A 26208-nucleotide genomic window follows, 5' to 3' on the forward strand; every position below is an offset into this window, starting at 1 on the left:
GGAGGCTGGCCAGGCTGCGAATCCACTGCGCAAGGCCCTTTCGTGATCCCTGGATCTTCAACACGACCGAGGTACTCCATGCCCCACTCCATACGCTTGTTGAGCCTTGCCATGCTGCAGGCCTCCCTATTGATCGCTGCTGCGTCCACATCGCCGCAGACGCTGGCCGCGACGGCGCCGGCCGTCGAGGTGCGCGCACCGGACAGCTTCTACGATCCGCCCGCCAACCCACCCGCCAAACCCGGCGTGTTGCTGCGCAGCGAGCCCCTGGCCGAAGCAAGCCTTCCCGCCGGCATGCGCGGCTGGCGCATCCAGTACAGCACCTCGGTGGACGACCACACCCCGGCCACCGCCGTGGCGACCGTCTTCGCGCCGACCGAGATGCCGGCCGGACCGCGCCCGGTGATCACTTGGGAACACGGCACTACAGGCCTGGTGCAACGCTGCATGCCGTCACTGATCTCGGTGCCGACTGAGGGCATTCCCGCCCGCGACAAGATCGTCAAGGCCGGCTGGGTCGTGGTGGCGACCGACTATTCGTTCACCGAAAAAGGCGGCCCGCACCCCTACATCATCGGCGAAGGCGAAGCCCGCGCGGCCCTCGATGCCACCCGGGCGGCACGGCAGATGCCCGAATTGAGCCTGGACGAGCGCACCGTGGTCTGGGGCCACTCGCAGGGCGGCCACTCGGCGCTCTGGACCGGCATAGTCGCGCCGCGCTACGCACCCGACGTGAAGGTGCTGGGCGTGGTCGGCATCGCCCCGGCGGCGAACATGAAGGACATCCTGGAAAACAACGTTGCGGTGAACAAACGTCTCGGCCCGTACATCGCCCAGGCCTACAGCCGCTTCTACCCGGACGTCAAATTCGACCAGGCAATCCGCCCCGAGGCGCGCGTCGCCGCCCATGAGATCGCCGGGCTCTGCGGCTTCTTCCCACCGCAAGACCCACAGCGTATCCAGGCGCTCACCAAGACCTTCGAAGGTCCGTCGCTGAACCTGCCGGCGGACAAGGCCCTTGCGGCCCGGCTGGAGCAGAACACCGCCAACCAGCCGATCCCCATGCCGGAACTGATCATCCAGGGCCTCGCCGACCCGGTGGTGCTGCCGTCGATCACCCAGCGCTACGTCGACGAACGCTGCAAGGCCAGCCAGCACCTGGAGTACTGGACCGTCGCCGAACGTGACCACGGCACTATCGTACGCCCGGGAACCCCGCTGGAGCAGCCGCTGATGGACTGGACCCAGGCACGTTTCGACGGCAAGGCGCAGGCTCAGGGCTGCTCGACCAAACCGTTGTAAAGCAAGCGTTACTCGCCTAGATCGAGCGATACTGACCGGCCCATAACGGGCCGGTCTCAGAAAACTACCCGGCGACTTTCGGCGCTCAAGAGTCCCCCGAATCGCTCTAGCAGAGTTAAGCAGCCATGCTAAGCATCATTTCACCTTGCGCCCCTTTTCCGCTGGTCCGACCTGAAAGATCGAGCGAAAAGCAGATATCAGGATTTCCCTTATTCGGATAATCATTCCCCTATTTGACGAGCCTTCAAGCTCGCCATACTTAATAAAGACAGGGCTTGAGCATTATTTATGAAGCGCCACATTCTTGGACTCACGCTCTTAATTATTCAATACCGCCTTTATCTTTATGGGCATCCTTATAAAAAAACCACTTCTGCACAACGCGCTCTTACCGTAAGCGGCCAGCGAACACACCTTGCACAGATCAGACAGGCATCCACTGATGGGGCAGCAGTTGCTCGATCTTGCTCGCCCGCTGCGTCGGCTACCGCAACAGCACATCCTTAAGATAGGCATACGGATCATGCCCGTTGATACGCGCCGACTGGATCAGGCTCATGATCGTCGCCGCCCGCTTGCCGCTGCGCAGCGCCCCAGCAAACAACCAGTTCGACCGCCCAAGCGCCCACGATCGGACCAAGTTCTCGATCTGGTTGTTGTCGATGGGTACAGCACCATGTTCCAGGTTGCGCGTCAGCGCTACCCAGCGTTTAAGGCTGCAATCCAGGGCCTTGGCTGTGGCCAAACCCTCGGGCACAAGTTCGCTTTGGGCCAACATCCACTCATGCAGTTTTTCAGCGATGGGCACCGCTGTTTCCTGCCGTAATCGCCAGCGGTCTTCGTCGCTCATTTCCCTGGCGTGTCGCTCGACTTCGTACAGCCCACCAATCGAGTGAAGCGCCTGCTCCGCCAACTGACTTTTATTAGCCGCGTGCAGGTCGAAGAACTTGCGGAGCGCATGGGCCATGCAGCCGATTTCGGTGATGCCCAGCTCGAAGCCGGCCTTGTAGCCGGCGAAGTCATCGCAGACCAGCTTACCGTTCCACGCGCCCAGGAAGTTACGCGCATGTTCGCCGGCACGGCTGGGGCTGAAGTCATAGACCACGGCCTTGAGTGCCGAGAATGGCGTGCTGCTGTAGGCCCAGACGTAAGCGCGGTACGTTTTCTTCTCGCCAGGCGCCAGCATTTGTACCGGCGTTTCATCGGCGTGGATTACACGCTGGGCCAGCACTGCTTCGCGCAGCGCATCGACCAAGGGCTGAAGCTGCACGCCGGTTTGACCCACCCACTGCGCTGGTGTCGAGCGCGGGATGGCCAGGCCGGCACGGCCGAAGATCTTTTCCTGTCGATAGAGCGGCAGGTGGTCGGCGAATTTGGCCACCATCAGGTGCGCCAGCAGGCCGGCAGTGGGGATGCCCTTGGCGATCACCTGCGGTGGCACCGGCGTCTGGATCAGCGTCTCGCACTGCCGGCAGGCCCATTTCCCACGCACATGCTGCTCGACGGTGAACACGCCCGGCGTGTAGTCCAGCTTCTCGCTGACGTCTTCACCGATGCGCTGAAGCTGGCAGCCGCAAGCGCACGGGGTGTTGTCCGGCTCGTGATGGATCACGGTGCTCGGGAACTGCGGCGGCAAAGGCGCACGCTTGGGTTGCTGGCGTGGTTCTGCCTGGGCGGGCGCTGGATGAAGGGCTTTTAACTCGGCCTCGATGGCTCCAAGGTCGGTATTGAGCAGGTTATCGAGCAAGCTGCCTTGCGCCGGGCTGATCTGCTCGCTGCGCTTGGCGAACTTGTGGCGTTTGAGGATGGCGATCTCGTGAGTGAGCTGTTCGATGATCATTTCATCGCGATGGATCTTTCTGCTCTGGGCGTCGACCTTTGACATCAACTGCGCAGCCAGTGTGCGCAGTTGTTCGGGGGGCATTTGGTCGAGATCGGGAAAGGAAGTCTGCCGTGGATTTTACCAAAGCGGCCCTCCTGTCACCGCTAAAAGCCAGGTTTTATAGCAATGTAATTGCGCCACCTGCATCGACTCGTTGTCAGGGCAATCCAAGTACCAGCGCCTGAAGTTGTTCGGGGTCGAGTTGGACCTCCGCCCCACGATGGATACCCGGCCAATGAAACTTGCCCCGGTTCAGGCGCCGCGCCGCCAGCCAAATACCGACGCCGTCATGCACCAGCACCTTCATGCGGTTGGCAAAGAGGTAGGCACAGTGCGGCTTCGCCGCACCGAACACGGCAACCACCCGGGCCAGTGCCGTGTCGGTGCCGGCGCGCATGTCCGTGGGCTGGGTGACGAGCCAGATGGAATCGATGCGAATCATTGGGCCAGGCCACGCATAAAACAAGCGCAGCCGTCCGGATCTGACGCTGGCCATTTTACGGTGATGGATTTATCGCCCAGAGGCAGCGAGATGATCACCGTCTCTTCTATTGTGCGCTTGGGTGCGGCTTGTACGGGGACAAAGGCCGGCAGAGTTGCGGGTGATTGATCCCGGTAAATCGGTAGCCACTTGCGGATAACGTTGGCGTTGATGCCGTGATGGATGGCTACGGTGGAAATCGTCGCCCCGTGAACTTCTCGACCTGTAGGGAAACTCTTAGTTTGAATGGTTTCCCCCCTAAACGGTCGACCCCAATACTCCGCAACTGGCGTTACTCAATGAAGTCGAAAGCGAACCGATGCCTCTTGTCGATGACGCTGAGGAAGAAGAAGTCGTTGCACCGACCAAACGCCCTGGCAAACACAAACCGCTTCCTCCTGATCTACCTCGCACTGAAGTCATACATGAACTAACCGGTGTCTTGGTTGCTGTAAACATGCCTTCGTGAAACAACAGTGAGCAGTTGGACATCGTGGCTCATAACAACCAGTCTTCACTCGAATCATTAATGCACCAAACAGATTCGCTCTGCCTATCGGCCGAAAGCCAAGTCTTGGGAAGCGCTGCTTGCAATTTGCCCATCCGTGCTTGATTTAGCCTTTTTTGCACTACTTTGGAACGGGGACAACAAGCAGCCACTTAGCTGATCAACTAGTGGAATCATATAAAAACAACACACTCGTGAGTCATTACAAACTTTAGGCCTCGAAATTTCACTTGAAAACTTATGGCGAGAGCCTAAGCGATTTTTCTGCGCAACTTTGTAACTCGTCGCACCGACAGCCAGGATGACAAGATAAAACAACCATTTCTCGAGGAGGATTGACTATCTCAACTATCTAGAAACAGCAAATACGTTACGCCGTGATGCTACACAACAGCCTGGCTAGAATACTAAGGCACCTCTATCTCTTGAGCCTTCGCGCAAGACTCGCGCTCCTGCGCCTCTCGCCCTTTCAAAATTCGCGCATTATCATCTACAGCCAGCAGCTCAAAACCTTCAGCATCAAAACCCTTGATACTGGCGAGCCGATAGCGCTTCAGGCCACTTTTAACCGGAATCCGAAAACTCAACTGCTCCCCGGGTGCAATGCTGCCGAAACTTTCCAACATACTACCTGTCGGCTTACATTGACCGTCGAGCGATGTCACTACCACATAACTATGCACCACCGGCGCATCACCACTGTTGATCAAAGTGCCGCCTACAAATGACTGCCCGCCACCTGAGCCTCCCATATGGAAGCTCAAATGCAGCTCTCCGGCGGCCCATCCCGGTATGCAATACCCTGCAGCCAGCACCAAGCCAAATAATGAAAAAACGGCACCCTTAGTCATTAACCGTACCTTAAACAATCAAATAAAACTGAAGCAGAATCCAGCGCTTAAACTAGGCCACAGCCCAAATAGCGCACAGCATTCACTGACATTCAACCCGCCTAGAGTATTTACTAGCACCTCTCCATCAGAAAATATGGGTCACGGATTATTTACACTAGCGGGTGTATTCGCAAATCAGCGACCTTGGCGCTCAACTGCATCAATTTCCGTGAGATTAACAATTTAAGGAAAATAAGGAATGTATTCCAAAAGTGCTCTGGAGAACTCCCCCCCCACTCACGCCACTCTAACAAGAGTGACCGCTCGCACGCTTACAGCCAGCCCCGTCGACCACTAATATTCGCCCTTGCAACTCGCGGACTCCGCGGATTTCCGAAGCACGACTACAGTTCACTCCCTTGCTGCAAATATCAGCCCGCAACACTTTTCGCCCGTGAAAGCTAGCAATCTAAAGAACGCGATCACCAGCCCTCCCGGATCGACCTGATTCGATTATTGATCTGCGACTACACGAATCATGCGACGCTGATCACCTTTAACCGGGGTGTAGGTAGAAGTGGTCGCACCATCGATAGCGGCGTAGCTACCGCTACCCGGTGCTGTTTCGATTTCCCACTGATAAGTAACCGTCCCACAAGCGCTCACACACGTTGGGGTCGCGGTCAGAGCAGTGCCGACTTGCGGGTTACCAGCAACATAACCGGCAACCGCTACAGATAGCAGCTGGTTGCCTGGCACTACAACAATCTCACCACCGGAACCAATGGTACCTGCCACTTCCAAACCATCAGCTGGATCGGTAATAGCCCCATCGGTATGTGGAGTCGCGAACAGGGTCAGGGTCTTACCCAAGTCGGTACTGCTAATGGTATAGCTCGAAGACGTGCCGATGTTAGCCGCGCCATCATTCCAGCGATAGGTCGAGGCGATAGGCGTATCGAGATCGGCATCAGTGATCGCGCCAGCGACGGCTGTAAGGGTATCACCCGTATCGACTATGTCGTTACCGTTGGTGTCGACGTAAGTAATGCTCGGTGCAGCCATTACCGGCGCCCGCCCCTTAACCGTAGTCGTCGGATCCGACGTCACTGCTGCAAACGCTGAAATACTCACTGCAAACCCCATCGCCAAGCCCAACAACTGACGCGATGCTTTCAATTTAAATGTATTCACTTGCACTCACCTTTTACAACATAAAATCGACCATCGCAGGCGATAGTCATAGTTGATTTTTTCGCCCATCGGACGCTTAATTCCTAGCAACACAGGCCAACTCTGCCAAGAGAACTTTCCTCGCAGAACACGCAACGTAAATGTTGCTTCGCGAGTTATTTTCCGATATCCGGTGGCAAACTCAAATAAGCAAAGCCCTAACATCGCGTAGGGAACCCCCCAAGGCAAACCATAAAATACAGACGGCAACCGTTGCTGCGCCCCCAAAACAAACCAAATCAGGGGCAGCCGTTTGTCCAGACGAACAGCCCCCCCTCAAGCTGCCGACGGAAAGAACCCAAGGGATGAGCACTGAGTAAAAGGCGCAGCATTGACTGCGTCAGAGTCGGTATAGAGATAGGTGCGTCGATCACCTCGACAGGCAAGAGCGTTGCGCTCTGGCTAACCGGGCCGAATGCCCCGCCCAGGTACTGCTGTCGCCAACGAAAGACCATGTTGGCATTGACGTCGTGCTCGCGAGCAATCCTCGACACTGAAGAGCCAGGTTGGTATGAGGCTTCGACGACCTTGCGTTTGAATACGGTTGGGAAGTTCGGGCAGCGACCGGGGCAACGACCGGGGCAACGAGCAGGAGCTATATCCAAGATAGTGTCCACTAAAAAATGGTGTCCACTATCTTGGCTAATTTGGAGAGCGGTTAGGAGTGGGTGCTGACCGGACGGTTACGGTATAAAGAGGCGAATGTAATTAACCCGCCGATGGGGTGTCGAAACCGGGCTTTGATGGTTCCACTTTCGAACCAGGTTGGCGTTGATGCCACGGCGCAAGGCTACGCTGGCCATCGACACGCCAGATTGTAGGCATTCCTGGACGACATGGGCTTTAAAGATTTTGGGGCAATAGATTCATCAACACATGGAATCCTGACGATAAGGGCGGTGGTGTCCCCGTATATAGGTGGACACCATCACCCTTAAGACTGAGGTCGAGTAGGTGACTTTGGAAAGAGCAGGTCGCCCGACTCTAGCGGATTGTTAGCCTGCACCGGCACCTCAATGACCTGGTCGAGGGCCGGTGACTATAGGCACTACGGGGCTCGAGATAAAATACGAGCGCGCGAACTCCGAATAGGGTGATTATAGTTCATCGTGAATATCATCGTCCCAATCATCAAGACAGCCCATTTGCTCAGGGGAATACGGAAGATTTTAAACAGCGCAAAGCAAAAAGCGGGCTCACTGAGCTACAACCGCTCACTATTCTCCATATTCACTCTATTGCTCTTCCAGTTCAAAAATCAAAAAGCAAATTTAAAAACTAAACACTAAAACCCTCAACGGACACATACCGTCTGAACGGTGGTGTCGGTGTCGAACGCGCCGCCGTCGAGGCCGGTGGTCATGTCGACCTGGTCGTGGGCACTATCCCCATTGCTCGTGTGGGTCTTTGAGACGGCCCAGTAGTCGTCGCTTCTGCCCCCGCACTTGTCGCTGAGCGGCCACCCATAATTGGAGCACATTTCGTTGTTGCGCGTGTAGCCAGAATTAGGTTCAAAGGTCGGCGAAGAAGTAGCATTCACAAAAAGTTTCTGCAATTCATCCACCGTGGGCAAGCGCGCACCCTGCCCTATACAGTAATTATTCGCAGCTGACCACGTACGTTCTACGTCGTCTGGAGTCAAAAAGTCACCAATATCAACTTTTTCTGCAGTCACTATCACGGCAGGTGACGCAACCAATATTCCAGTGAACGGATCCGTAATGGCGGGATCCGTTTGCGGTGTCACCTGTACCGAAACACTTTGATCGGTGTCAGCAGGAACGGTCGTGTAGGTAGAAGCTCCTGTACCAATGTTGCTGCCCCCCCGTAGCCACTGAATAACAGTACCGCTTTGCGCATCGCCATCAGCGTCTGCAAAGGTGTAATCAGCACTCAGCTCATCGCCAACCTCGGGCTGTCTACCAGGATACGTCTTATTGGTAATGGTCAACGCACTAACCACCGGTGCTTGCCCCTTGACTTCGGACGTCGTCGTTTCGACTGCTGCCTGTGCACCACTAGCCAATGCCGCAAGCAGTATGGCACTAGCCACACTAGACAAGGTGAAATTGCTCATTTCAAACACCTCAAATTTCATACTGAGCAAAAAAAGGCGCAAATATAAATTCCCTTATTCAACCTTGCCCAGCCAGCCATGCTCATTTCCTTTCAAGCGTCAGCATCAAACAAGACGCGCCACTAACATGCTCAAACGTAAGCCTTGAGATAAGTATGCTTGGAAGGCTTCATGTCCGGTGCCCCATCACTCTGCTGGCAAGTCAAATGGACGCCTAACACACCGACACCCCCAGCAACTATCAAGGTGAATCATACCAAACCTCCACAGTAAGGACATCGAGGGACACCCTAAAACCACGTAGGGAATCCCCTCAATCCGACCTCAAGCAAACGGCGAAAGCTAAGGCAACCCTGAAGAAAACTTCCTGATTTTGGCAAAATGCCCAGACTTCACCCGCCGAGTTTCCCGATTAAGCAAACGGCTTTCGCCGATGCCGAGTACCCCGGCAAACGCAAGCAGCCCCGTAAAGAGTTGTTCCTGATCGAGAGATGGATCGGGTGGTGCCGTGGGAGGGTTTGATTGCTCTGATCGATCGGCACTTGGTGGTCGTCCGGCCTTTCCGCTGATGGCGATGTTACGTGTCCATCTGATGCAAAACTGGCTCGGTTACAGCGATCCCGCGATGGAGGAGGCTCTGTACGAGACGACGATTCTGCGCCAGTTTGCTGGGCTGATCTGGAGCGCATTCCCGATGAAACCACCATCTTCAACTTCCGTCGACTGCTGGAAAAGCACGAATTGGCAGCGGGAATTCTGGGCGTGATCAATGGCTATCTGGGTGATCGCGGCCTGTCGCTGCGCCAGGGCACTATCGTCGATGCCACGCTGATTCATGCACCGAGTTCGACCAAAAACCAGGACGGCAAACGCGACCCGGAAATGCACCTGGCCAAAAAAAGGCAATCAATGGTACTTCGGTATGAAGGCCCATATCGGCGTGGACGAAGAGTCGGGGCTTGGTGCGTCGCGTGGTGGGCACCGTAGCCAATGTGGCCGATATCACACAGGTCGATAAGCTGCTGCACGGCGACGAAAACATGGTTTATGCCGATGCCGGTTATACCGGAGTGGAGAAGCGCCCCGAGCATGAAGGTCGCCAGGTCATCTGGCAGATTGCCGTCCGGCGCAGCACCTACCAGAAGCTGGGCAACCGCAGCGCGCTGCACAAAGCCAAACGCAAGATCGAAAAAGCCAAGGCGCAAGTCAGGGCGAAGGTCGAGCACCCGTTACGGGTGATGAAGCGCCAGTTCGGTTATGTGAAAACACGCTTGCGTGGCTTGGCCAAGAACACAGCGCAACGGGTGACGCTGTTTGCACTGTCGAATCTGTGGATGGCTCGCCGACATTTATTGAGAAATGCAGGAGAGGTGCGCCTGTAATGCGGGAAATAGCCTCTGCGAGGTGTTCGCAGCGGCTAAAAAAACGGGAATGAGCAGGGATCTGAGTATCTTGGATCGACTTGCGAATTTTAGAATCGGCGGTGGTCGCAGTTGGCCAGAAACACATGACTACTTCAGACCATCCCTGACATATAAAAACACTTATTCATTATTACCCTTGCGCAAACCAAATCCCTGATTATTTTGGTTATTAACCACCATTCCTTTGATCACCGGCCCGTCCATGATGCCCCGGCGCAAATCAACCAGGACATCATCAACAGCCAAGTTAGTGATGGTATTCGTAGTGACGGACAGCGTCGTCCACCGCTGCCAAATGGGCCTCAAGGATTGCTCACTATTAAACGAATCATGCGGCGCTGATCCTCCTTCACCGGGGTATAGCTGTCATTCGTGGCACCAGGAATGACCTGGTAGTCACCACCACCTACTGCCTTTTCAATCTCCCACCGATAGGTCAAGCCCGGCGCACAAGTCGCCACACAAGTAACCCGACTAGTGAGCGGTGATCCAACCTGCGGATACCCGTTGACAAAGCCGTCGATCAGCACTGTTAGTGGAGCCACCGGGTCGATGATCGAGCCCGGTGGGGTGGTGCCGCCACCGCTCACGCCTGGGGCGCTGGCCGTGCTCAGGGTGTCGGTGTTACCAACCACGTTCGCACCGTTCTTCGCCTGCACTTCGAAGATCAGCACCCGACCCACGTCGCCGGCATCCAGCACGTAGTTTGCATCGCCGTCGGCATGACCACCGTTTTTCCAAGTCATCACCGAGGCGTCGGTACCGTTACCGCCATGGGCATCGAAGCTGTAAACACCGGTCAGGGTCTGGCCGACCTGCAACACACCCTTGATATCCGTCACGTCAACGATCGGCGCCGCCACCGGGTCGATGATCGAGCCCGGCGGGGTGGTGCCGCCACCGCTCACGCCTGGGGCGCGGATCGTGCTCAGGATGTCGGTGTTACCAACCACGTTCGCACCGTTCTTCGCCTGCACTTCGAAGATCAGCACCCGACCCACGTCGCCGGCATCCAGCACGTAGTTTGCATCGCCGTCAGCATGACCACCGTTTTTCCAGGTCATCACCGAGGCGTCGGTACCGTTACCGCCATGGGCATCGAAGCTGTAAACACCGGTCAGGGTCTGGCCGACCTGCAACACACCCTTGATATCCGTCACGTCAACGATCGGTGCCGCCACCGGGTCGATGATCGAGCCCGGCGGGGTGGTGCCGCCACCGCTCACGCCTGGGGCGCTGGCCGTGCTCAGGCTGTCGGTGTTACCAACCACGTTCGCACCGTTCTTCGCCTGCACTTCGAAGATCAGCACCCGCCCCACGTCGCCGGCATCCAGCACGTAGTTTACGTCGCCGTCGGCATGACCACCATTTTTCCAGGTCATCACCGAGGCGTCGGTGCCGTTACCGCCATGGGCATCGAAGCTATAAACACCGGTCAGGGTCTGGCCGACCTGCAACACACCCTTGATATCCGTCACGTCAACGATCGGCGCACCCGCCACCGGGTCGATGATCGAGCCCGGCGGGGTGGTGCCGCCACCGCTCACGCCTGGGGCGCTGGCCGTGCTCAGGCTGTCGGTGTTACCAACCACGTTCGCACCGTTCTTCGCCTGCACTTCGAAGGTCAGCACCCGACCCACGTCGCCGGCATCCAGCACGTAGCTTGCATCGCCGTCTGCATGACCACCGTTTTTCCAGGTCATCACCGAGGCGTCGGTGCCATTACCGCCATTGGCATTGAAGCTGTACGCACCGGTCAGGGTCTGGCCGACCTGGAGAACACCTTTGATGTCCGTGACGTCAACGATCGGCGCACCCGCCACCGGGTCGATGATCGAGCCCGGCGGGGTGGTGCCGCCACCGCTCACGCCTGGGGCGCTGGCCGTGCTCAGGCTGTCGGTGTTACCAACCACGTTCGCACCGTTCTTCGCCTGCACTTCGAAGGTCAGCACCCGACCCACGTCGCCGGCATCCAGCACGTAGCTTGCATCGCCGTCGGCATGACCACCGTTTTTCCAGGTCATCACCGAGGCGTCGGTGCCATTACCGCCATTGGCATTGAAGCTGTACGCACCGGTCAGGGTCTGGCCGACCTGGAGAACACCTTTGATGTCCGTGACGTCAACGATCGGCGCACCCGCCACCGGGTCGATGATCGAGCCCGGCGGGGTGGTGCCGCCACCGCTCACGCCTGGGGCGCTGGCCGTGCTCAGGCTGTCGGTGTTACCAACCTCGTTCGCACCGTTCTTCGCCTGCACTTCGAAGGTCAGCACCCGACCCACGTCGCTGGCATCCAGCACGTAGCTTGCATCGCCGTCGGCATGACCACCGTTTTTCCAGGTCATCACCGAGGCGTCGGTGCCGTTACCGCCATTGGCATTGAAGCTGTACGCACCGGTCAGGGTCTGGCCGACCTGCAACACACCCTTGATGTCGGTCACGTCAATGATCGGCTTACCCCTACCCGGGTAGATATTTGGATCCCGCGGATCGGTACCTGCATCCACCTCTTCCCTATCGGTCCAACCATCGCCGTCGGTGTCTGGCTTAGCTGGATCTGTGCCATAAATAGCCTCTTCATCGTCGGTCAAGCCTTCACCATCGGTATCGACTGGCTCTGCGACGATCAGCTTATAGCTCGCTGTAGTAGTCGAACGGCCATTAACTTCTTGATGTGCAAATACCTCGACCGAACGCGCTGTAATACCGGCAGGAATGGTGACATATCCGCTCACCGGATCAACCGTCACCTGCAACTTGTTGGCTTTGAAGGTAGCCGTTGTCTCGACCAACGTGACGGCGCCTTTTTCATATTTCACCTGGCCAGCAGGATCGACACCCTGCAGCGCAGGGCTGGGGCTGACCAAAGGACTGGCTGCACGACCACTTGGTGCCGTCAGGCTCATGGTTGGTTCAACGAAAGCAAAAGGCACTGTGGCTACCTTCTCTTCTTTTTTATAGTCGAGCACAACATTATATTCACGCGATACGAAGTCTTTGCGAGCGTCTGCCAATGGACGGAGCGCAGCGGAACTGCCTGGTTCGAATTGCGACGAGAGTGGGCGATCAAAGCTCCAAGTCAGGTTCATACCGACTTTGAATTGACCGTCACCACCAGTGATTTGTTCGTGCTCGGCATTGAACCCCACCAACGGAACCGGCTGCCACTTGACGCCCAAGCTGTAACCTTTCGGGTCTCGCTCCAGCTTACCCCCACCAAAAGTATCAACACCCTCACCTTTCCATTGGAAATACTTGGCAGTACCCGCAACTTTTGGTGCACCCGGCAAGGCAATTTCTACACGCGCATCCCAACCAGAAGCCGGACGCTCATACAGATCATAGCGCTCAGTATCGGGATTCAAACGATCCTGATCCGACTTCTTCCAGCCGGAGATTGGCGCGTAGGCGTTGGCAGACAGACGAGCCTGTTCGGTCCAGACTTCCATACCTAACCCACCACGCGTGTGGCTTCGGCTAAAGTCCTGATCAACAAAGGCGTTGATACCCAACATCAGCTCATCGTTGACTTGCTTGCGATAACCTAGGCCGATGTTGCCGATATTACGCTCGTCGAATTGGCGCACGGCCACCTGTCCGAACAGAATGTCATCATGCCCCTCAAGCAGAGGGTGCAGATAATCAAGCGCAAGGTTGACGTCATTGGTTTCAATGTTAGCCTGCACACTAATTTTGGCTCGGCCGTACGGGCTCAGCAGCTCTTCCGCTTGCTGAGACAAAGCACTGCTCGCACCACTTGCCGCCTGCTGCGCAAACACATCACCGGCCCCCCTACCACTGTCAGACTCCTGCGCCGAGTACAGACCCTGGCCTAACTGCGATAGAGTTTGTGCCAAGCGTTGTTCAAATTCGCGACTGTTCTCCTCGGTTGCCGAGTCGGCCTTGGCGCCTTTAGCCTTAGGCACAGGTTTAATGATAGTGTCACCAGCCTTTAAGCCGGCAACGCCTTTCTCGCCCATCATCAAGGCATTCAAACGAGTGAGTTCGCGCTGCGAGCGATTGCTTTGCAAGGCCACTGATGCCAAAGACTCGCCTTTTCGCAGCGTGTAAAACACATAGCCTGGATAGAGCGCAGCTTCGCTGCTGCCAGTTTTCTCCTGAGGCACAAGCCATACTTTATCAGACCACCCCAGAGCAGCCATCTGCGTATGCAGCGTCGTGAGCGCAGCTTCACTCACAGCAAACCGATGCGCCACCTGAGAGACCGTCTCACCTTGCGGGACATAAAGAAGATAGGTTTTCTCCACCGCCACTTTGACGCCGCGCTCTTGCACATCCACACGTGCTGCCGCCGCAGCAAACGGCATCGCCATCGTTTCATACCCATAGAGCGCGAGGACTACGCTGGCGGCCAAAGAGCGCCCTTTCTTATACTTAGAAAAAGTGTCGAGACCTACTGTTACTCGACTAGACTTACCAAGACTTTTACCTAAAGCATTGTGCTTCTTCACTTGAGATTACCGTTCTCGGAAATTACGATGGCGGTAATAATCTCAAGTCACACCACGGTTGCCCTCCCTGCAACCCCTTATTCTCCTGTAGGGATTTACCCATTCTTGTCCCCACTCCAAACCACCAAAACGCTAAATCAGCGACTGCTCGAACATAGGAATAGAAAAGGCTCTTCACGGACTACCAAGGGAAGGCAACCTTGACCCTCCTCGATTGCACGGATTGTTTAAGGTATTTCCGCAGAGTTCGAAAACACTCGTGCACTGCGCCTGCGATAGTGCGGGTAGCCCATTGCGCGGGCGGCAGCAGCCAGCAGGCACACAGACTGGCCCCGGCACCAACTGGCGGGGCAGATGCCACGGAGTAGGCGCCAATTCGACTTACAGGGTGTGGGCATCGGAATTGATCGATACAACCGCCCCTCCCAAACGGGGGGGGGGGAAAGCAGTAGCTTTCGGCATCAGCACAGCGGATTCGGATTCGGATTCGGATTCGGATTAGAGACCGTGCTGTACAAACATATTCAACCAGATCACCGTTCTTTTTTTGGTTACCCGGAATACAGTGAGGAATCAAAAAAGCGGCCAGTGGGGAGCCGCTCCCTACTGACCGCTGGAAACATCCCGCCGCTCGATAACCGGGCGCTCGCCGTGCAACACCGCTCAGCACAGCAGCAGGAACAGCAATATCGCTATCAGAAAAAAGCCCCCCCATGAAAAGGCTCTTACGAAACCGCGCAGCATCCTGCGCTCGGTTAAAAGCGCAGGTAGGCCGACGCTGTGGTCTGGTCGACGTCCAGATCGCCGACCTTCAGGGCCACCTGCTCCAGGCGCAGGCCCAGTCCGCCGACCACATCCACTTCGGCACCGAAGCCATATAGGGTGTCCATGTCCTCGGACGAACCAGTAACATCGTCATCATCGCTGCGCCAGGCATGCAACCCTGCGATGCCATAGACACGGATACGCTGCCCCAGCGGGAACCCCAGTTGCGCACTTGCCTGGGCTGATTGGCCGCTGAAACTCTCGCGACCGCCGCTTAGTTCGCCAAAGTCCACCACCGCGCCCTCGAAGGCCAGGTAGTCATTGAGGCGATACCCTGCATAGACCTTGTAGCTCTCATCGGAATCGTCGAGCTCGCGCTCGTCGACCTCGAAGCGGGCAATGCCGCCGCCGACAAACAGGCCGCTGTCGGCTAGAGCAAAGGCCGAACCGGACAGCAGAACAATCGTGGAAATTATTTTCGACAAACGCATACCTACTCCCATTACTTGTAAATTTCGAAAAGCCGTTGGTCACTCGCTAAAAAACGTCATCCCCAGCAGACTGCGGAGTGATTGCGCAGCACCCAAAACATGGATAAAACAACCATCGACACCGGCGATGTGAAACCGATGAGATCGGCGGGCAACTCGCCGCGCATTACCGCTCAGCACAGCAGCAGGAACAGCAATATCGTCATCAGAAAAACGCGCAATATCGTCATCAGAAAAAAACTCATTATCGTCATCAGGAAAAAGCGCAGTCCGCCTTCCCGCGACCCGACGGCCTGTTCAACCCCTTCCACCCCCCGCCCCATCAGAAGCCCCGGTAGGAGGAGGCGCCGTCCTGCTCCGCAGCGATGCCACGAAAAGCATCCGCCTCACGAAAGTCAGCATGCAGATCGACACCCTCCTGCCAGGAGGACTCGACGGTAGCGCCCACCGTCTGACCGAGCGCGAAGCCCGCCTCGACATCGGCCTGGCGATTCAGGCGCTGAAGCCGGTTTTGCTTCGCTTCGTCCCGCCGTAGCTTGGCAAGCGCGCCGCGCAGGGACAGGTCGGGCTGCCCGCCCCGCCCCTCCTCACGCTCCCCGCGAGCGCCTCCGGCGTCCTCCTGAAGGCCGCCCTGTTCGACCGTGACGATCGTGGCACCGGACAGAAAGAGCATGACCATGATGGTTTTTGCGAAACGCATGATTCCCCTCGGTTGCGGCCCAACTGAGCCCTAAAGAAAATGGCCGTGCCGACGGATACGCGGCATCGGTATTCATTGTTCATCTGCAAAGGCACTCGGGTTCGCGACGGGCAGCACCGCCGGCACGAGTGCGAAAAAAGGTGCCAGGACCGGGCGCCGCACCCCTTGCGCCAGGGCACCCGGTACTGGGCTGACTCGTCACTGCTGGAGCAATTCGGGCAACACGTCGGCCTTCAATTCAGCCATCGCCGCGATATCGATCGCCGCCATCGGCCGGCCAAGCAGATAGCCCTGGGCATAGCGGCAACCGAGCGAGCACAGCAAGGCCAGTTGTGCCGGCGTCTCGACGCCCTCCACCACCAGCTCGACGCCCATGGCGCGCGCCATGTCCACCGCGGACCGGATAACCTCCACGCTACGTGGCTGCAGATCGCTGGCGCGAATGAAGGCAGCATCGAGCTTCACCTCGTTGAACGGCAGCTCGCACAACCGGTTCAACGACGAAAAGCCCAAGCCGAAGTCGTCCATCGACACCTTGCAGCCGAGCATGCGCAGGCGCAGCAGCGCTTCCTGGGCGGCGGGCAGGTCGGCGATCTCGCCGGTCTCGGTCAGTTCCAGGGTGATGGCGCCCGGCGGCAGCCAATGTTCGGCCAGCGCGGCACGAATGCGCTCGACCAGATGCTGCGATTCCAGTTGCGCGGTGTGAACGTTAAACGCCATGGGCAGGTGAATACCGCGCTGACGCAGGGAACACTGGAACTTCAGGCTAGGCAGGAACATTGCCCAGAACAGTTCGTCGAGCAAGCCGTACGCCTCGATGACCGGCAGGAACGCCGCCGGACCGAGCAGCCCCTGCTGCGGATGACGCCAGCGCGCCAGTACTTCGACGCCGACGACGCGGTTGAGCTGGATGTCGCGCTTGGGCTGAAAGAAGGGCTCGAACTCATCCTCCAGCAGGGCACGCCGCACTTCGGCAAACCCAGGCTGTGCAGGCGGCACGCCAGGCACCACAGTCGGGAGGGGGGTGCTTGCCGCTGCACGCTCCATCAGTGCACCGATCTTGCGCAACGTGTACGGCTTGCCCAGGTCACCGATATAGGCGAGCCCCAGCCCCGCCACCATGGCGGCGACACCCCGGCGTAGTGAGGGCTCGATATCGCTGCAGATGATCACCGCTTCCACCAGCCGCTCTTGCGCGGCGCGCCGAAGGAAGGCCAGGCCATCCATGCCTGCCATCTGCAGATCGCAGATCACCAGGCGCACACCACCACAGGCACGCAACAGCGCAAGCGCCTCCGCCCCGTCGCCCGCTTCCAGCGCGTCGGTAACGCCGATCAACCCGAGCGCGGCGCGCAGGACGGCACGCTGAAAACGATTGTCCTCGAGCAGAATGACCTTGCCGGTTTGCATGATTTGTCCCCATAGGTTGCATGCCGGCAAAGCTACACAATACCCGGAGCAGACTTCCCCTAAGCCCTTGTAGGGTTTTCCCTATTCCGGGAAATCGCCTTTCAGCACTCGGGATAATCCGAGAAAATATGCAGCATTCCCCTACCCATTGCGGCGGGTTGGATTAAAGTGAGTTGGATTAAAGTGAATTGGCGTGCAGCCTTCGAGGTGACCATGAGTAAGATAATGATTGTCGACGATCATCCCACTGTACGTCTGGCGGTCAGGGTGATCCTGGAGCGCGAGGGTCACCAGATAGTCGCGGAGGCCGACAACGGCATCGACGCGATCAAGCTGGCCCGCGAGGCGATGCCGGACATCGCCATCATCGACATCGGCATTCCGTTGCTCGACGGGCTGGACGTCATCGGCCGCATGCGCAGCATCGGCTTGCGCATCGACACCCTGGTACTGACCTCGCGGCCCTCTTCGCTCTTCGCCAGCCGCTGCATGAGCGCCGGCGCGTCCGGCTACATCAACAAGAGCGACAACCTGGAGGAGCTGGTCAGCGCGGTGAAGGCGGTGGCCGCCGGCTACGGTTTTTTCCCGCGGGACGCCCTCTACGATCGCGAACACAACAACGAAAAAGAGGCCTTCGGCTCGCTGACCGACCGCGAAATGATGGTGCTGCAGGCCATCGTCCGCGGCGTGAAGATCAAGGACATCGCCACCACCATGCTGCTCAGCGACAAGACCGTGAGCACCTACAAATCGCGGATCATGCAAAAGCTCAGCGTGGGCAACAACGTTGAACTGGTGGACTGCGCACGGCGCAACGGCTTGGCCTGATGCTGGCTTCGGCGCTCGCTCGCCGAGCGATGGCCTCGGACGACAGCCTCCCACTCGCTCGCCTGTAGGACTGACGATGAAACGACTGTTTCGCCCACTTCTGTTCCTCGCCGTCGCCCTTGCCGCCAGCCTCGCCGGCGCCGACGAACTCGAACTGCTGGCCCGCACGCACTACCGCCTTGCGCTGAACGATCCGCTGACCCTGCAACTCATGTCCGCCCGGCAACGGATCGTCGTCGGCGTGGTCCGGCCGGATTTCCGCCCCTTCGACATCACCACCGACGGGCGGGCCTACGAAGGCCTGTCGGCGGACTACCTGGCCATCGTGAAGGACACCCTGGGCGTCGAGGTGAAGATACGCCCGTTCGACAGTCTCAAAGACGCCTTCGCGGCACTGTCCGGGCGCGAGATCGACCTGCTCAGCACCATCACGCCCGAGCAGGTCGCCGGCCACCGGGCCCGGCTCAGCGACGCCTACAGCCAGGACAGCCCCCACCTCTTCAATCGCACCAACGAGCTGCGCCAGCTCGATCGCCTGGTGGGCGTCTCCATCGCGATGAGGGCCGGCTACCTGCCCCCCGACCAGGCGAAGCAGCTGTTCCCCGGGGCCAACCTGCATTTCTTCAAGACCGATGAACAGGCCATCGCCGCCGTCGCGTTCGGCAACCTGGACCTGTACTTTGGCAATTCACTGAGCGCCGGCTACGTGATCAATCGCAGCTACTACAACTACATTCGTCCGCTGGCCTACCGGATACCTCCGCTGCGCGGCATCGGTTTCGCCGTGCGCGACGATGACGGCCTGTTGCTGCATGCAATCAACGCTGTCCTGGCCGGCATCACCGAGGACCGCCGTGAGGAAATTGCCCGGCGCTGGATCGGCGGCGTGGACTTCGGCGCGGATACCCAGTTGCACCTCACCTCGTTGCAGACGAACTGGCTGGCCCGCCACCCATCGATCGTCTTCGGCGCCGTCGAGGACTTGCCGCCCATTTCCTTTTACGACGAGTACGGCCGCTACAGCGGCCTGGTGGCCGACCTGCTGAACATAGCCACGTCGCAGACCGGCATCCGATTCGAGCTGCGCCGGCATGCCCAAACCAGCGAGATGACCCAGGACCTGGCGACTGGCAAGACCCAACTGGTCGTCACCTCGCCTACCAGCCACATACCCGGCCTGCACTACACCCACCCGTTCGTCGCCGGCGCCTATGTCTACATCGGCCGCACCGATGGAGACTCGGACGGCAGCACGCCACGGCGCCTGGCGCTGTCTCGCGGCCACCCGCTGGAAAGCTTCTTCCACACCCGTCATCCGGATCTGCAACTGGTCGGTACCGACAGCCTGCGCGAGTCGCTGCGAGCGGTGGCTGCCGGCGATGCCGACCTCACCGTCGCCGGCATCACCACGGCCCAGTACCTGCTCAATGTCCTCAACAGCCCGAATCTGCGTATCGGCGGGCTGGTCGATGCGCCCGATGCCCTGCTCGCCTTCGCCAGCCCGGACCCGACCCTGATCGGCGTCCTGGACCAGGTCCTGCTGCAGGTTCCGCCCAACGAGATCAATACCCTCGCCACCCGCTGGCGTACCAACGCCGCGCAGACGGAAACCACCTGGCAACGCTACAAGCCGCTGTTCCTGCAGATGCTGATCGCCTCGGCAGCCTTCCTCGCCCTCACCCTGCTCTGGGCCATCTACCTGCGCCGACAGATCCGCCAGCGCGAACGGGCCGAGGCGGCGCTGGCCGAGCAGCTGGCGTTCAAGCAGTCGCTGATCAACGGCATTCCCCAGCCGGTGTATGTCCGCGACCGCAACGGCAACCTGCTGAGCTGCAACGACAAGCTCCTGGAGCTCACTCAGATGTCCCGGGAACAGGTGATCGGCCAACCCACCCGGGCGATCACCACGCTGCCCGCCGAAGAGCAGCGGATGCTCGAGCGTGAGTACGAACAGGTCATCGCCAGCGGGGCGGCCCAGGAGAGCGACCGTGAACTGCACGTGAATGGCGCCGTCCACCACCTCTTCCACTGGATCCACCCATACCGCAATGCCGAAGGCGAGATCCGCGGCATCATCGGCGGCCTGATCGATATCGGCGAGCGCCTGCGTCTGGTCGACGCGCTGCGCTCGGCCAAGGAACAGGCCGACCAGGCCAGCCGGGTGAAGAGCACCTTCCTGGCGACCATGAGCCACGAGATCCGCACGCCGATGAACGCCATCATCGGCATGCTCGAACTGGCGTTACGCAAGCTGGATGCCGGCCAGACCGACCGCAAGGCGATCGAGGTGGCCTACGACTCCTCCCACGGCCTGCTCGAACTGATTGGCGACATCCTCGACATCTCCAAGATCGAGGCCGGCAACATGACCCTGAAACCCGCGGCGGAACACCTCGGCGAACTGATCCTCTCGGTGGTCCGGGTCTTCGACGGGCTGACCAAGCAGAAGGGCCTGCAACTGGACCTGGCGCTGGACGACAGCGTGCGCCGCTGCGTGTCCGTCGATGCGCTGCGCTTCAAGCAGGTGCTTTCCAACCTGCTGAGCAACGCCATCAAGTTCACCGACGAAGGCAGCGTCGGCATCAGCGCCAGTACCCGCCCCGCCGGACAGGACGCGATCCTGCTGCACCTGAGCGTGCGCGATAGCGGCATCGGCATCAGCGCCGCCGATCAGGACCGCCTGTTCGCCCCTTTCACCCAGGTCGTCGCCCCGGGCCATGCGGCGCGCGGCGGAACCGGGCTGGGACTGTCGATCTGCCGCTCCATCAGCGAAATGATGGGCGGCCAGTTGTACCTGGAAAGCACCCTGGGCGAGGGCACCGTCGTACACCTGGAGCTGCCGCTGCCCCTGGCCACGGATGCGCAGATTGAAGCAACGGCGGCTCCCCAGGCCAGCCTCCGGACCGGCCCCGCCAGACCGTTGCGCGTGCTGGTGGTCGACGACCACCCGACCAATCGGCTGCTGGTCACCCAGCAACTACAGCACATGGGCCACTCGCTCCTGGAGGCCGAGGACGGCTACGCCGCGCTGGCAGTGCTTGATGGCGCCGCGGTCGACCTGATCATCACCGACTGCAACATGCCCAACCTGAATGGCTACGACTTAGCCCGGCAGGTCCGTGCACGGGAAGCGGAGACGGGCACGCCGCGCTGCCCCATCGTCGCCTACACCGCCAATGCGCAGCAGGAGGAAATCGAGAAATGCCTGGCCGCCGGCATGGATGCCTGCCTGTTCAAGCCGCTGAGTCTGGACGATCTGCAGGACTGCCTGGCCCGCCTGCTCCCCGCCGAGCCTTCGCCCCCCTCACCCGCGCCCAAGCCTGCCTTCGCCAACTACGATGCCGAACTCATGCGTGCGCTGGTGCAGTCCATGGTGCAGACCAGCCGAGCCGACCTGCTCGCGCTGCAGGCGCGCATCGAGCAGCGCGACTTGCCCGCCATCTCCGATCTCGCGCACCGGATCAAGGGGCCTGCGCAGATGATCGCGGCAAGCACCATCGTCGAATGCTGCGAGGCACTGGAGCGCGAGAGCCGTTCCGAGACGCCCTCGTTCGACACCGTCGAGGATAGCTTCCGGCAACTGCGCGAGGCGCTGCAGGCGCTCGAATCCAGCGTCGGCAATTGACCTGCGGGGTGGCTCGCTCAGGGATTACCGAGGCCGCCTCGGGGAATTCCTGACGCCACCCTCCGGGTCAACTTTTTGTCCGCTGCGGAGTTGTTTGGCGATCTGGCGCTTCTCAAACTCGCGTGCTTTATTCCGCCAATCTTCACGGAGCGATTCATGCGGTTTCCCTCTCGTCGCACCCTCCTCGCCGCAAGCCTCGTGCTCGGCCTGGGCGCCCCTCTTGTACAGGCCGGCGAAACCCCGACCAAAGTCAATGCCCTCAACTTCATCCGTGCCGAAACGGATCAGTATTTCGCCAAGACCGTCCGCGAAGGCGGCTTCGGCCGGTTGCTGCACGACCGCGAACCCACGCCGCAGGACAAGCAGACCGTGGTGCGCATGAACCGCGACACCCTCTACTCCTCGGGCGTGTTCGACCTGGATGCCGGGCCCGTCACCCTTTCCCTGCCCGACGCCGGCCAGCGCTTCATGTCGATGCAGGTGTTCTCCCAGGACCACTACGTCACCGACGTCACCTATACCCCCGGCCCGCATACCTACAATCGCGACCAGGTAGGCACACGCTACGTCTACGTGATCGTGCGGACCCTCGCCAACCCCGAAGACCAGAACGACATCCGTGCCGCGCAGAAGCTGCAAGACGCGATCAGTGTCCGCCAGGCCGGCAAGGGACAATACGAGCCAGCCCATTGGGACAGTGCCTCGCAGGACAAGGTGCGTGACGCGCTGAACACGTTGAGCGCCCTTGGCGGCGACGGCGTGCGCTTCGGCACGCGAGAGCAGGTGAACCCCATTGCCCACCTGCTGGGCACCGCCACCGGCTGGGGCGGCAACCCCGAGTACGCGGCGAAATACGTCAGTGTCTATCCCCAACGCAACGACGGACACACCGTGCACCGCCTGAGGGTCCGCGACGTGCCGGTAGACGGTTTCTGGTCGATCAGCGTGTACAACGGCGCCGGCTACTTCGAGAAGAACGGCCCCGGCGCGGTGTCGCTGAACAACCTGACCGCGCGCAAGGACGCCAATGGCGTCGTCACCGTGCAGTTCGGCGGTTGCGAACCCTCCACGGCGAACTGCCTGGCGGTGACACCCGGCTGGAACTACGTGGTGCGCCTGTACCGGCCGCGCGCGGAGATCCTCGACGGTCGCTGGACCTTCCCCGCTGCCAAATCGCAGCTGTGACGGCTCCGGGAAAACGCATGTATCCGCACACCAAGATCGCTTTGCTGAGCCTGTCGCTGCTGTTCCCGCTCGCCGCGGCCCACGCCGCTGACGACGGAGCCCGCGCCTATCAGCTCGCCCCCGTAGGTACGCAGATGCTCACCGCCTACGGCATCGTCACCCATGGCAACCAGTCCACCATGCCCGGATCGGTGATCCGCGGCAGCGATGTCGACGTGCAGGTGGGCGTCGTCCAGTACACCGAGGTATTCGATGTGGGCGGCCATGCAACGGCGCTGTTCGGCGTGCTCCCGTACGGTGAGGTGAAGGCGACGGTCAAGCTGCCTGGGCAAGACATCACGAGCACCAGCAAGGGCCTGGGCGATGCGCAATTGGGCATTGCCTACGGCCTGATCGGTTCGCCTGCGCTGACACCGGAGCAGTACGTCCAACAACGGCCGGGCTTCTCCCTGGGCGTACTCGGCAAGCTGTTCCTGCCCACCGGCGAGTACGACTCGCACAAGGCGGTGAATCTCGGCACCCACCGCTATGCCCTCGAGCTGGGCCTGCCGACGTCCTATGCCCTGGGCGAGTCCTATCTCGATCCGTCGTTGACCACCTTCGAGCTGCTACCAGCGGTTATTGTCTATGGCGACAACGACTCGCCCTACGGCGCCGACCGCAGTAGCCAGAAGCCCTTATACGGTGGCGAGGCGCACCTCACCCACAACTTCGGCCCAGCCTTTTGGGCGTCCGCCGACGCGCTGTTCTGGCGCGGCGGTGAAACCCGCACCGATGGTGTCGACGACGATAACCAGCAGCGCTCGCTGTCGCTCGGCGTGACCGCCGGCGTCAACCTCAACCGCACCAGCTCGCTGAAGATGACCTATGGCGAGGCCGTGGAACGTAACGAGGATGGCGTCGATGGCTGGCTCGGCCGCATCGTCCTCTCGGTGCTGTTCTGAGCCACCCCGCAACGCCCTTCCGTAATCGCCCCCAAGGAGCAACACCATGAAATCGAAGTGTCTGGCGGCCTCACTCTGTGTGGCCGCCCTCGCCCTCTCCGGCTGCGCCAGCAAGTACGTCGAGCCCGAGCAGTATTCGGGGTTCCTCAAGGACTACAGCGTGCTGAAACAGGGCAAGTCGGCGTCCGGCACGGAGGTGCTGTACTGGCTCGACGACGGCCTCGACGCGAAGCGCTATACCCGCGTCTACATCGAGCCGAGCCGGCTCTACCCGCAACCGCCGCCCAGCGAGAAGATTTCGCAGGACACGCTGCGGGACATCACCCGCTACTATGACCAGGCGCTGCAGCGCGAACTCGCCAAGGTCCTGCCGCTGGCCGCCCAGCCAGGGCCGGGCACCCTGGTGGTGCGCCCCGCGATCACCGCCGTCGAAGCCTCGGACAAGGACCTGCGCCCGTACGAATACCTGCCACTGATGTTCGTGGCCGCCCAGGTGAGTAGCGCCACCGGCATTCGCGACCAGCAAACCCGCCTGGCCAGCGAGGCGGCATTCCTCGACGGCGGTAGTCGGCGCACGGTCGCCGAAGTGGTGCGCAAAGGCACCGGCAAGGACCTGGAGAACGATGCCCAGACGATGCACGCCCAGGACGTCAAGGCCGTGCTGGACGGCTGGGCGGTCGACATGACGCGCTCCCTGCAGATGCTCAGGCAGCGCTGAGTCCAAACTGCACCGCCCGCACCATAGTAGAACCGCTTCGTGTTGACCGTTCCCGTTCACGGGACGGTCTTTTTATGGATCAAAACGCCGAAGGTCCCTCGCCGCAAGTCGAGGGGCGCACGGCCGGTGTTTGAGGCGAGTGGCGCCAGGCGCCGAGACCCAACAAGCAGGCCGGCGACCTCGACATGCCAACAACGCCAAGCCTGTGGATGTTTCATCGCCAGATGACAGCTTTGACTTGATAAAGGACCTCCGTCATGTATTTTTAACTGACCGGCCTTTTTTCTGGAGACATCCCATGCCACTGGTTCGTGTCGACATCAAAAAACACCAAGACCCTACCTTCGCCAAACGCGTCGGCCAGCTGATTTACGCGGCCATGCACAGCGCCATTGCCGTACCGGAGAACGATAACTTCCAGATCCTGACGGAACACGATGAACACCATTTCATCTTCGACCCTGGATACCTGGGCATCAACCGCACCGACAATCTGGTGATCATCCAGATCACGCTGAGCGAAGGCCGGACGGACGAGAAGAAAAAGCTGCTCTACAAAACCATCGCCGAGAGCCTGAATCGCGAGCTGGCGGTACGCCTGGAGGATGTGTTCATCAATCTGGTGGAAGTTAAAAAAGAGAACTGGTCGTTCGGCAACGGGATTGCCCAATACGCCCTTTGATTCCCCACCTTTCATACCTGTGAGCCACTGATGCCGCGAGTTTCCCGCAAGCAAGCCGACCTCAACCGCGAAATCATCGTCGAGGCCGCCACGCGGCTGTTTCGCGAGCGAGGCGTACACGGCATCAGTGTCGTCGACGTCATGGGCGCCGCAGGCCTGACCCATGGCGGCTTCTATGGGCATTTCGAGTCCAAGGAGGCATTGGCGCAGGAAGCCAGTGGTCGGGCGTTCGAGCAATCGGCTGAACGCTGGCGGGAACGGATCGCCGCCCATGTCGACGACAAGGACGCCGCCCGTCGTGCGCTGATCGAGCCTTACCTGTCGCCAGCCAGCCGCGACAACCCGGGTGACAGTTGCCCGGTGGCGGCTTTTGCCGGGGACATGTGCCACGAAGCGGCCGACAGTGGTTTGCGCCAGACCTTCATGGAGGGGCTCAACCGGCTGCTGAAAGCCTATGGTTCGCTGCTCGATTCGGGCGATGTCGATGCCGATCGGCAACAGGCACTGGTGGAGTACTCGCTGATGGTGGGCGCCCTGACCCTCGCCCGCGCCACCCGCGGTGAGGCCGTATCGGATGAAATTCTCGACGCCGCCCGCACCTTTCTGACGTCAAAAGGTTCATCAAACTGAACATCCGCGTGTGCGACT

General features: G+C 59.7%; 20 protein-coding genes and 3 pseudogenes. 11 read left to right on the plus strand and 12 right to left on the minus strand.

Features of this window, described 5'->3' with window-relative positions; all coding sequences use genetic code 11:
* Positions 1-78 precede the first annotated feature (78 nt).
* Entirely contained in the window at positions 79-1302 is a 1224-nt protein-coding gene (locus H8F22_RS00355; RefSeq protein ID WP_194939590.1) for a lipase family protein, read from the plus strand.
* A gap of 484 nt (positions 1303-1786) precedes the next feature.
* Here the strand turns inward: H8F22_RS00355 and tnpC are convergent, their stop codons facing one another.
* Complete coding sequence (gene tnpC, locus H8F22_RS00360) at positions 1787-3226, minus strand: IS66 family transposase (RefSeq protein ID WP_194939591.1); 1440 nt, start codon at positions 3224-3226, stop codon at positions 1787-1789.
* Positions 3227-3341: 115 nt separating this feature from the next.
* Entirely contained in the window at positions 3342-3626 is a 285-nt protein-coding gene (tnpB, locus tag H8F22_RS00365) for an IS66 family insertion sequence element accessory protein TnpB (RefSeq protein WP_194939592.1), read from the minus strand.
* A 301-nt stretch (positions 3627-3927) separates the two neighbouring features.
* Here tnpB and H8F22_RS00370 point away from each other — a divergent pair.
* Positions 3928-4098 (plus strand): annotated as a pseudogene (locus tag H8F22_RS00370) (IS66 family transposase); the annotation flags it as partial.
* Positions 4099-4580: 482 nt separating this feature from the next.
* On the opposite strand, the gene H8F22_RS00375 reads toward H8F22_RS00370, so the two are convergent.
* The 5 genes and pseudogenes from H8F22_RS00375 to H8F22_RS00395 form a co-directional block, all read right to left on the minus strand.
* On the minus strand, positions 4581-5024 hold the full coding sequence (locus tag H8F22_RS00375) for an FxLYD domain-containing protein (protein WP_194939593.1): 444 nt from the start codon (positions 5022-5024) through the stop codon (positions 4581-4583).
* Positions 5025-5519: 495 nt separating this feature from the next.
* On the minus strand, positions 5520-6200 hold the full coding sequence (locus H8F22_RS00380) for a ZirU family protein (protein ID WP_324188007.1): 681 nt from the start codon (positions 6198-6200) through the stop codon (positions 5520-5522).
* Between the two features lie 278 nt (positions 6201-6478).
* Positions 6479-6856 carry a transposase gene (locus H8F22_RS33015; protein ID WP_194939594.1) on the minus strand — a complete coding sequence of 126 codons (378 nt, stop codon included), beginning with the start codon at positions 6854-6856 and terminating at the stop codon, positions 6479-6481.
* Positions 6857-7191: 335 nt separating this feature from the next.
* Positions 7192-7416: pseudogene (locus H8F22_RS32940) on the minus strand (HlyD family secretion protein); the annotation flags it as partial.
* Positions 7417-7533: 117 nt separating this feature from the next.
* Positions 7534-8316: a hypothetical protein gene (locus H8F22_RS00395; RefSeq protein WP_194939595.1), complete on the minus strand. Its 783-nt coding sequence runs from the start codon at positions 8314-8316 to the stop codon at positions 7534-7536.
* Positions 8317-8727: 411 nt separating this feature from the next.
* Here H8F22_RS00395 and H8F22_RS00400 point away from each other — a divergent pair.
* Positions 8728-9698 (plus strand): annotated as a pseudogene (locus tag H8F22_RS00400) (IS5 family transposase).
* A 344-nt stretch (positions 9699-10042) separates the two neighbouring features.
* On the opposite strand, the gene H8F22_RS00405 reads toward H8F22_RS00400, so the two are convergent.
* On the minus strand, positions 10043-14212 hold the full coding sequence (locus H8F22_RS00405; protein WP_194939596.1) for a ZirU family protein: 4170 nt from the start codon (positions 14210-14212) through the stop codon (positions 10043-10045).
* A gap of 507 nt (positions 14213-14719) precedes the next feature.
* Here H8F22_RS00405 and H8F22_RS00410 point away from each other — a divergent pair.
* Positions 14720-14929, plus strand: a complete 210-nt coding sequence (locus H8F22_RS00410) for a hypothetical protein (protein ID WP_194939597.1) — start codon at positions 14720-14722, stop codon at positions 14927-14929.
* Between the two features lie 38 nt (positions 14930-14967).
* On the opposite strand, the gene H8F22_RS00415 is transcribed toward H8F22_RS00410, so the two are convergent.
* The 4 genes from H8F22_RS00415 to H8F22_RS00430 form a co-directional block, all read right to left on the minus strand.
* On the minus strand, positions 14968-15468 hold the full coding sequence (locus H8F22_RS00415; protein ID WP_194939598.1) for an outer membrane beta-barrel protein: 501 nt from the start codon (positions 15466-15468) through the stop codon (positions 14968-14970).
* 173 nt (positions 15469-15641) lie between these two features.
* Positions 15642-15779 carry a hypothetical protein gene (locus H8F22_RS00420; protein ID WP_194939599.1) on the minus strand — a complete coding sequence of 46 codons (138 nt, stop codon included), beginning with the start codon at positions 15777-15779 and terminating at the stop codon, positions 15642-15644.
* Positions 15780-15790: 11 nt separating this feature from the next.
* A complete protein-coding gene (locus tag H8F22_RS00425) occupies positions 15791-16168 on the minus strand; it encodes a hypothetical protein (RefSeq protein ID WP_194939600.1) in 378 nt (125 codons plus the stop codon).
* Positions 16169-16366: 198 nt separating this feature from the next.
* Complete coding sequence (locus H8F22_RS00430) at positions 16367-17578, minus strand: EAL domain-containing response regulator (protein WP_194939601.1); 1212 nt, start codon at positions 17576-17578, stop codon at positions 16367-16369.
* Positions 17579-17791: 213 nt separating this feature from the next.
* On the opposite strand from H8F22_RS00430, the gene H8F22_RS00435 reads away from it, so the two are divergent.
* From H8F22_RS00435 to H8F22_RS00465, 7 genes are all read left to right on the plus strand, one after another.
* Positions 17792-18406 carry a response regulator transcription factor gene (locus tag H8F22_RS00435; RefSeq protein ID WP_194939602.1) on the plus strand — a complete coding sequence of 205 codons (615 nt, stop codon included), beginning with the start codon at positions 17792-17794 and terminating at the stop codon, positions 18404-18406.
* 76 nt (positions 18407-18482) lie between these two features.
* Positions 18483-22031, plus strand: coding sequence for an ATP-binding protein (locus tag H8F22_RS00440; protein ID WP_194939603.1), 3549 nt, complete (start codon positions 18483-18485; stop codon positions 22029-22031).
* 156 nt (positions 22032-22187) lie between these two features.
* Positions 22188-23216 carry a DUF1254 domain-containing protein gene (locus tag H8F22_RS00445; protein ID WP_032833495.1) on the plus strand — a complete coding sequence of 343 codons (1029 nt, stop codon included), beginning with the start codon at positions 22188-22190 and terminating at the stop codon, positions 23214-23216.
* 17 nt (positions 23217-23233) lie between these two features.
* Positions 23234-24160, plus strand: a complete 927-nt coding sequence (locus tag H8F22_RS00450; RefSeq protein ID WP_027923326.1) for a transporter — start codon at positions 23234-23236, stop codon at positions 24158-24160.
* A 46-nt stretch (positions 24161-24206) separates the two neighbouring features.
* Positions 24207-24878, plus strand: a complete 672-nt coding sequence (locus tag H8F22_RS00455; protein WP_194939604.1) for a DUF3313 domain-containing protein — start codon at positions 24207-24209, stop codon at positions 24876-24878.
* Between the two features lie 298 nt (positions 24879-25176).
* Positions 25177-25560 (plus strand): tautomerase family protein, encoded by a 384-nt coding sequence (locus H8F22_RS00460; protein ID WP_027923324.1) that lies wholly within the window; start codon positions 25177-25179, stop codon positions 25558-25560.
* 30 nt (positions 25561-25590) lie between these two features.
* On the plus strand, positions 25591-26190 hold the full coding sequence (locus H8F22_RS00465; RefSeq protein ID WP_194939605.1) for a TetR/AcrR family transcriptional regulator: 600 nt from the start codon (positions 25591-25593) through the stop codon (positions 26188-26190).
* Positions 26191-26208: the final 18 nt, after the last annotated feature.

The organism is Pseudomonas mucoides (assembly GCF_015461845.1).
In the GTDB taxonomy this organism is placed as follows: Bacteria; Pseudomonadota; Gammaproteobacteria; order Pseudomonadales; family Pseudomonadaceae; genus Aquipseudomonas; species Aquipseudomonas mucoides.

Coding starts and splice junctions, on each gene's coding strand:
- H8F22_RS00355 (WP_194939590.1), top strand. CDS start 79: ATGCCCCACTCCATACGCTTGTTGAGCCTTGCCATGCTGCAGGCCTCC.
- tnpC (WP_194939591.1), bottom strand. CDS start 3,226: ATGCCCCCCGAACAACTGCGCACACTGGCTGCGCAGTTGATGTCAAAG.
- tnpB (WP_194939592.1), bottom strand. CDS start 3,626: ATGATTCGCATCGATTCCATCTGGCTCGTCACCCAGCCCACGGACATG.
- H8F22_RS00375 (WP_194939593.1), bottom strand. CDS start 5,024: ATGACTAAGGGTGCCGTTTTTTCATTATTTGGCTTGGTGCTGGCTGCA.
- H8F22_RS00395 (WP_194939595.1), bottom strand. CDS start 8,316: ATGAGCAATTTCACCTTGTCTAGTGTGGCTAGTGCCATACTGCTTGCG.
- H8F22_RS00415 (WP_194939598.1), bottom strand. CDS start 15,468: ATGCGTTTGTCGAAAATAATTTCCACGATTGTTCTGCTGTCCGGTTCG.
- H8F22_RS00425 (WP_194939600.1), bottom strand. CDS start 16,168: ATGCGTTTCGCAAAAACCATCATGGTCATGCTCTTTCTGTCCGGTGCC.
- H8F22_RS00430 (WP_194939601.1), bottom strand. CDS start 17,578: ATGCAAACCGGCAAGGTCATTCTGCTCGAGGACAATCGTTTTCAGCGT.
- H8F22_RS00435 (WP_194939602.1), top strand. CDS start 17,792: ATGAGTAAGATAATGATTGTCGACGATCATCCCACTGTACGTCTGGCG.
- H8F22_RS00440 (WP_194939603.1), top strand. CDS start 18,483: ATGAAACGACTGTTTCGCCCACTTCTGTTCCTCGCCGTCGCCCTTGCC.
- H8F22_RS00445 (WP_032833495.1), top strand. CDS start 22,188: ATGCGGTTTCCCTCTCGTCGCACCCTCCTCGCCGCAAGCCTCGTGCTC.
- H8F22_RS00450 (WP_027923326.1), top strand. CDS start 23,234: ATGTATCCGCACACCAAGATCGCTTTGCTGAGCCTGTCGCTGCTGTTC.
- H8F22_RS00455 (WP_194939604.1), top strand. CDS start 24,207: ATGAAATCGAAGTGTCTGGCGGCCTCACTCTGTGTGGCCGCCCTCGCC.
- H8F22_RS00460 (WP_027923324.1), top strand. CDS start 25,177: ATGCCACTGGTTCGTGTCGACATCAAAAAACACCAAGACCCTACCTTC.
- H8F22_RS00465 (WP_194939605.1), top strand. CDS start 25,591: ATGCCGCGAGTTTCCCGCAAGCAAGCCGACCTCAACCGCGAAATCATC.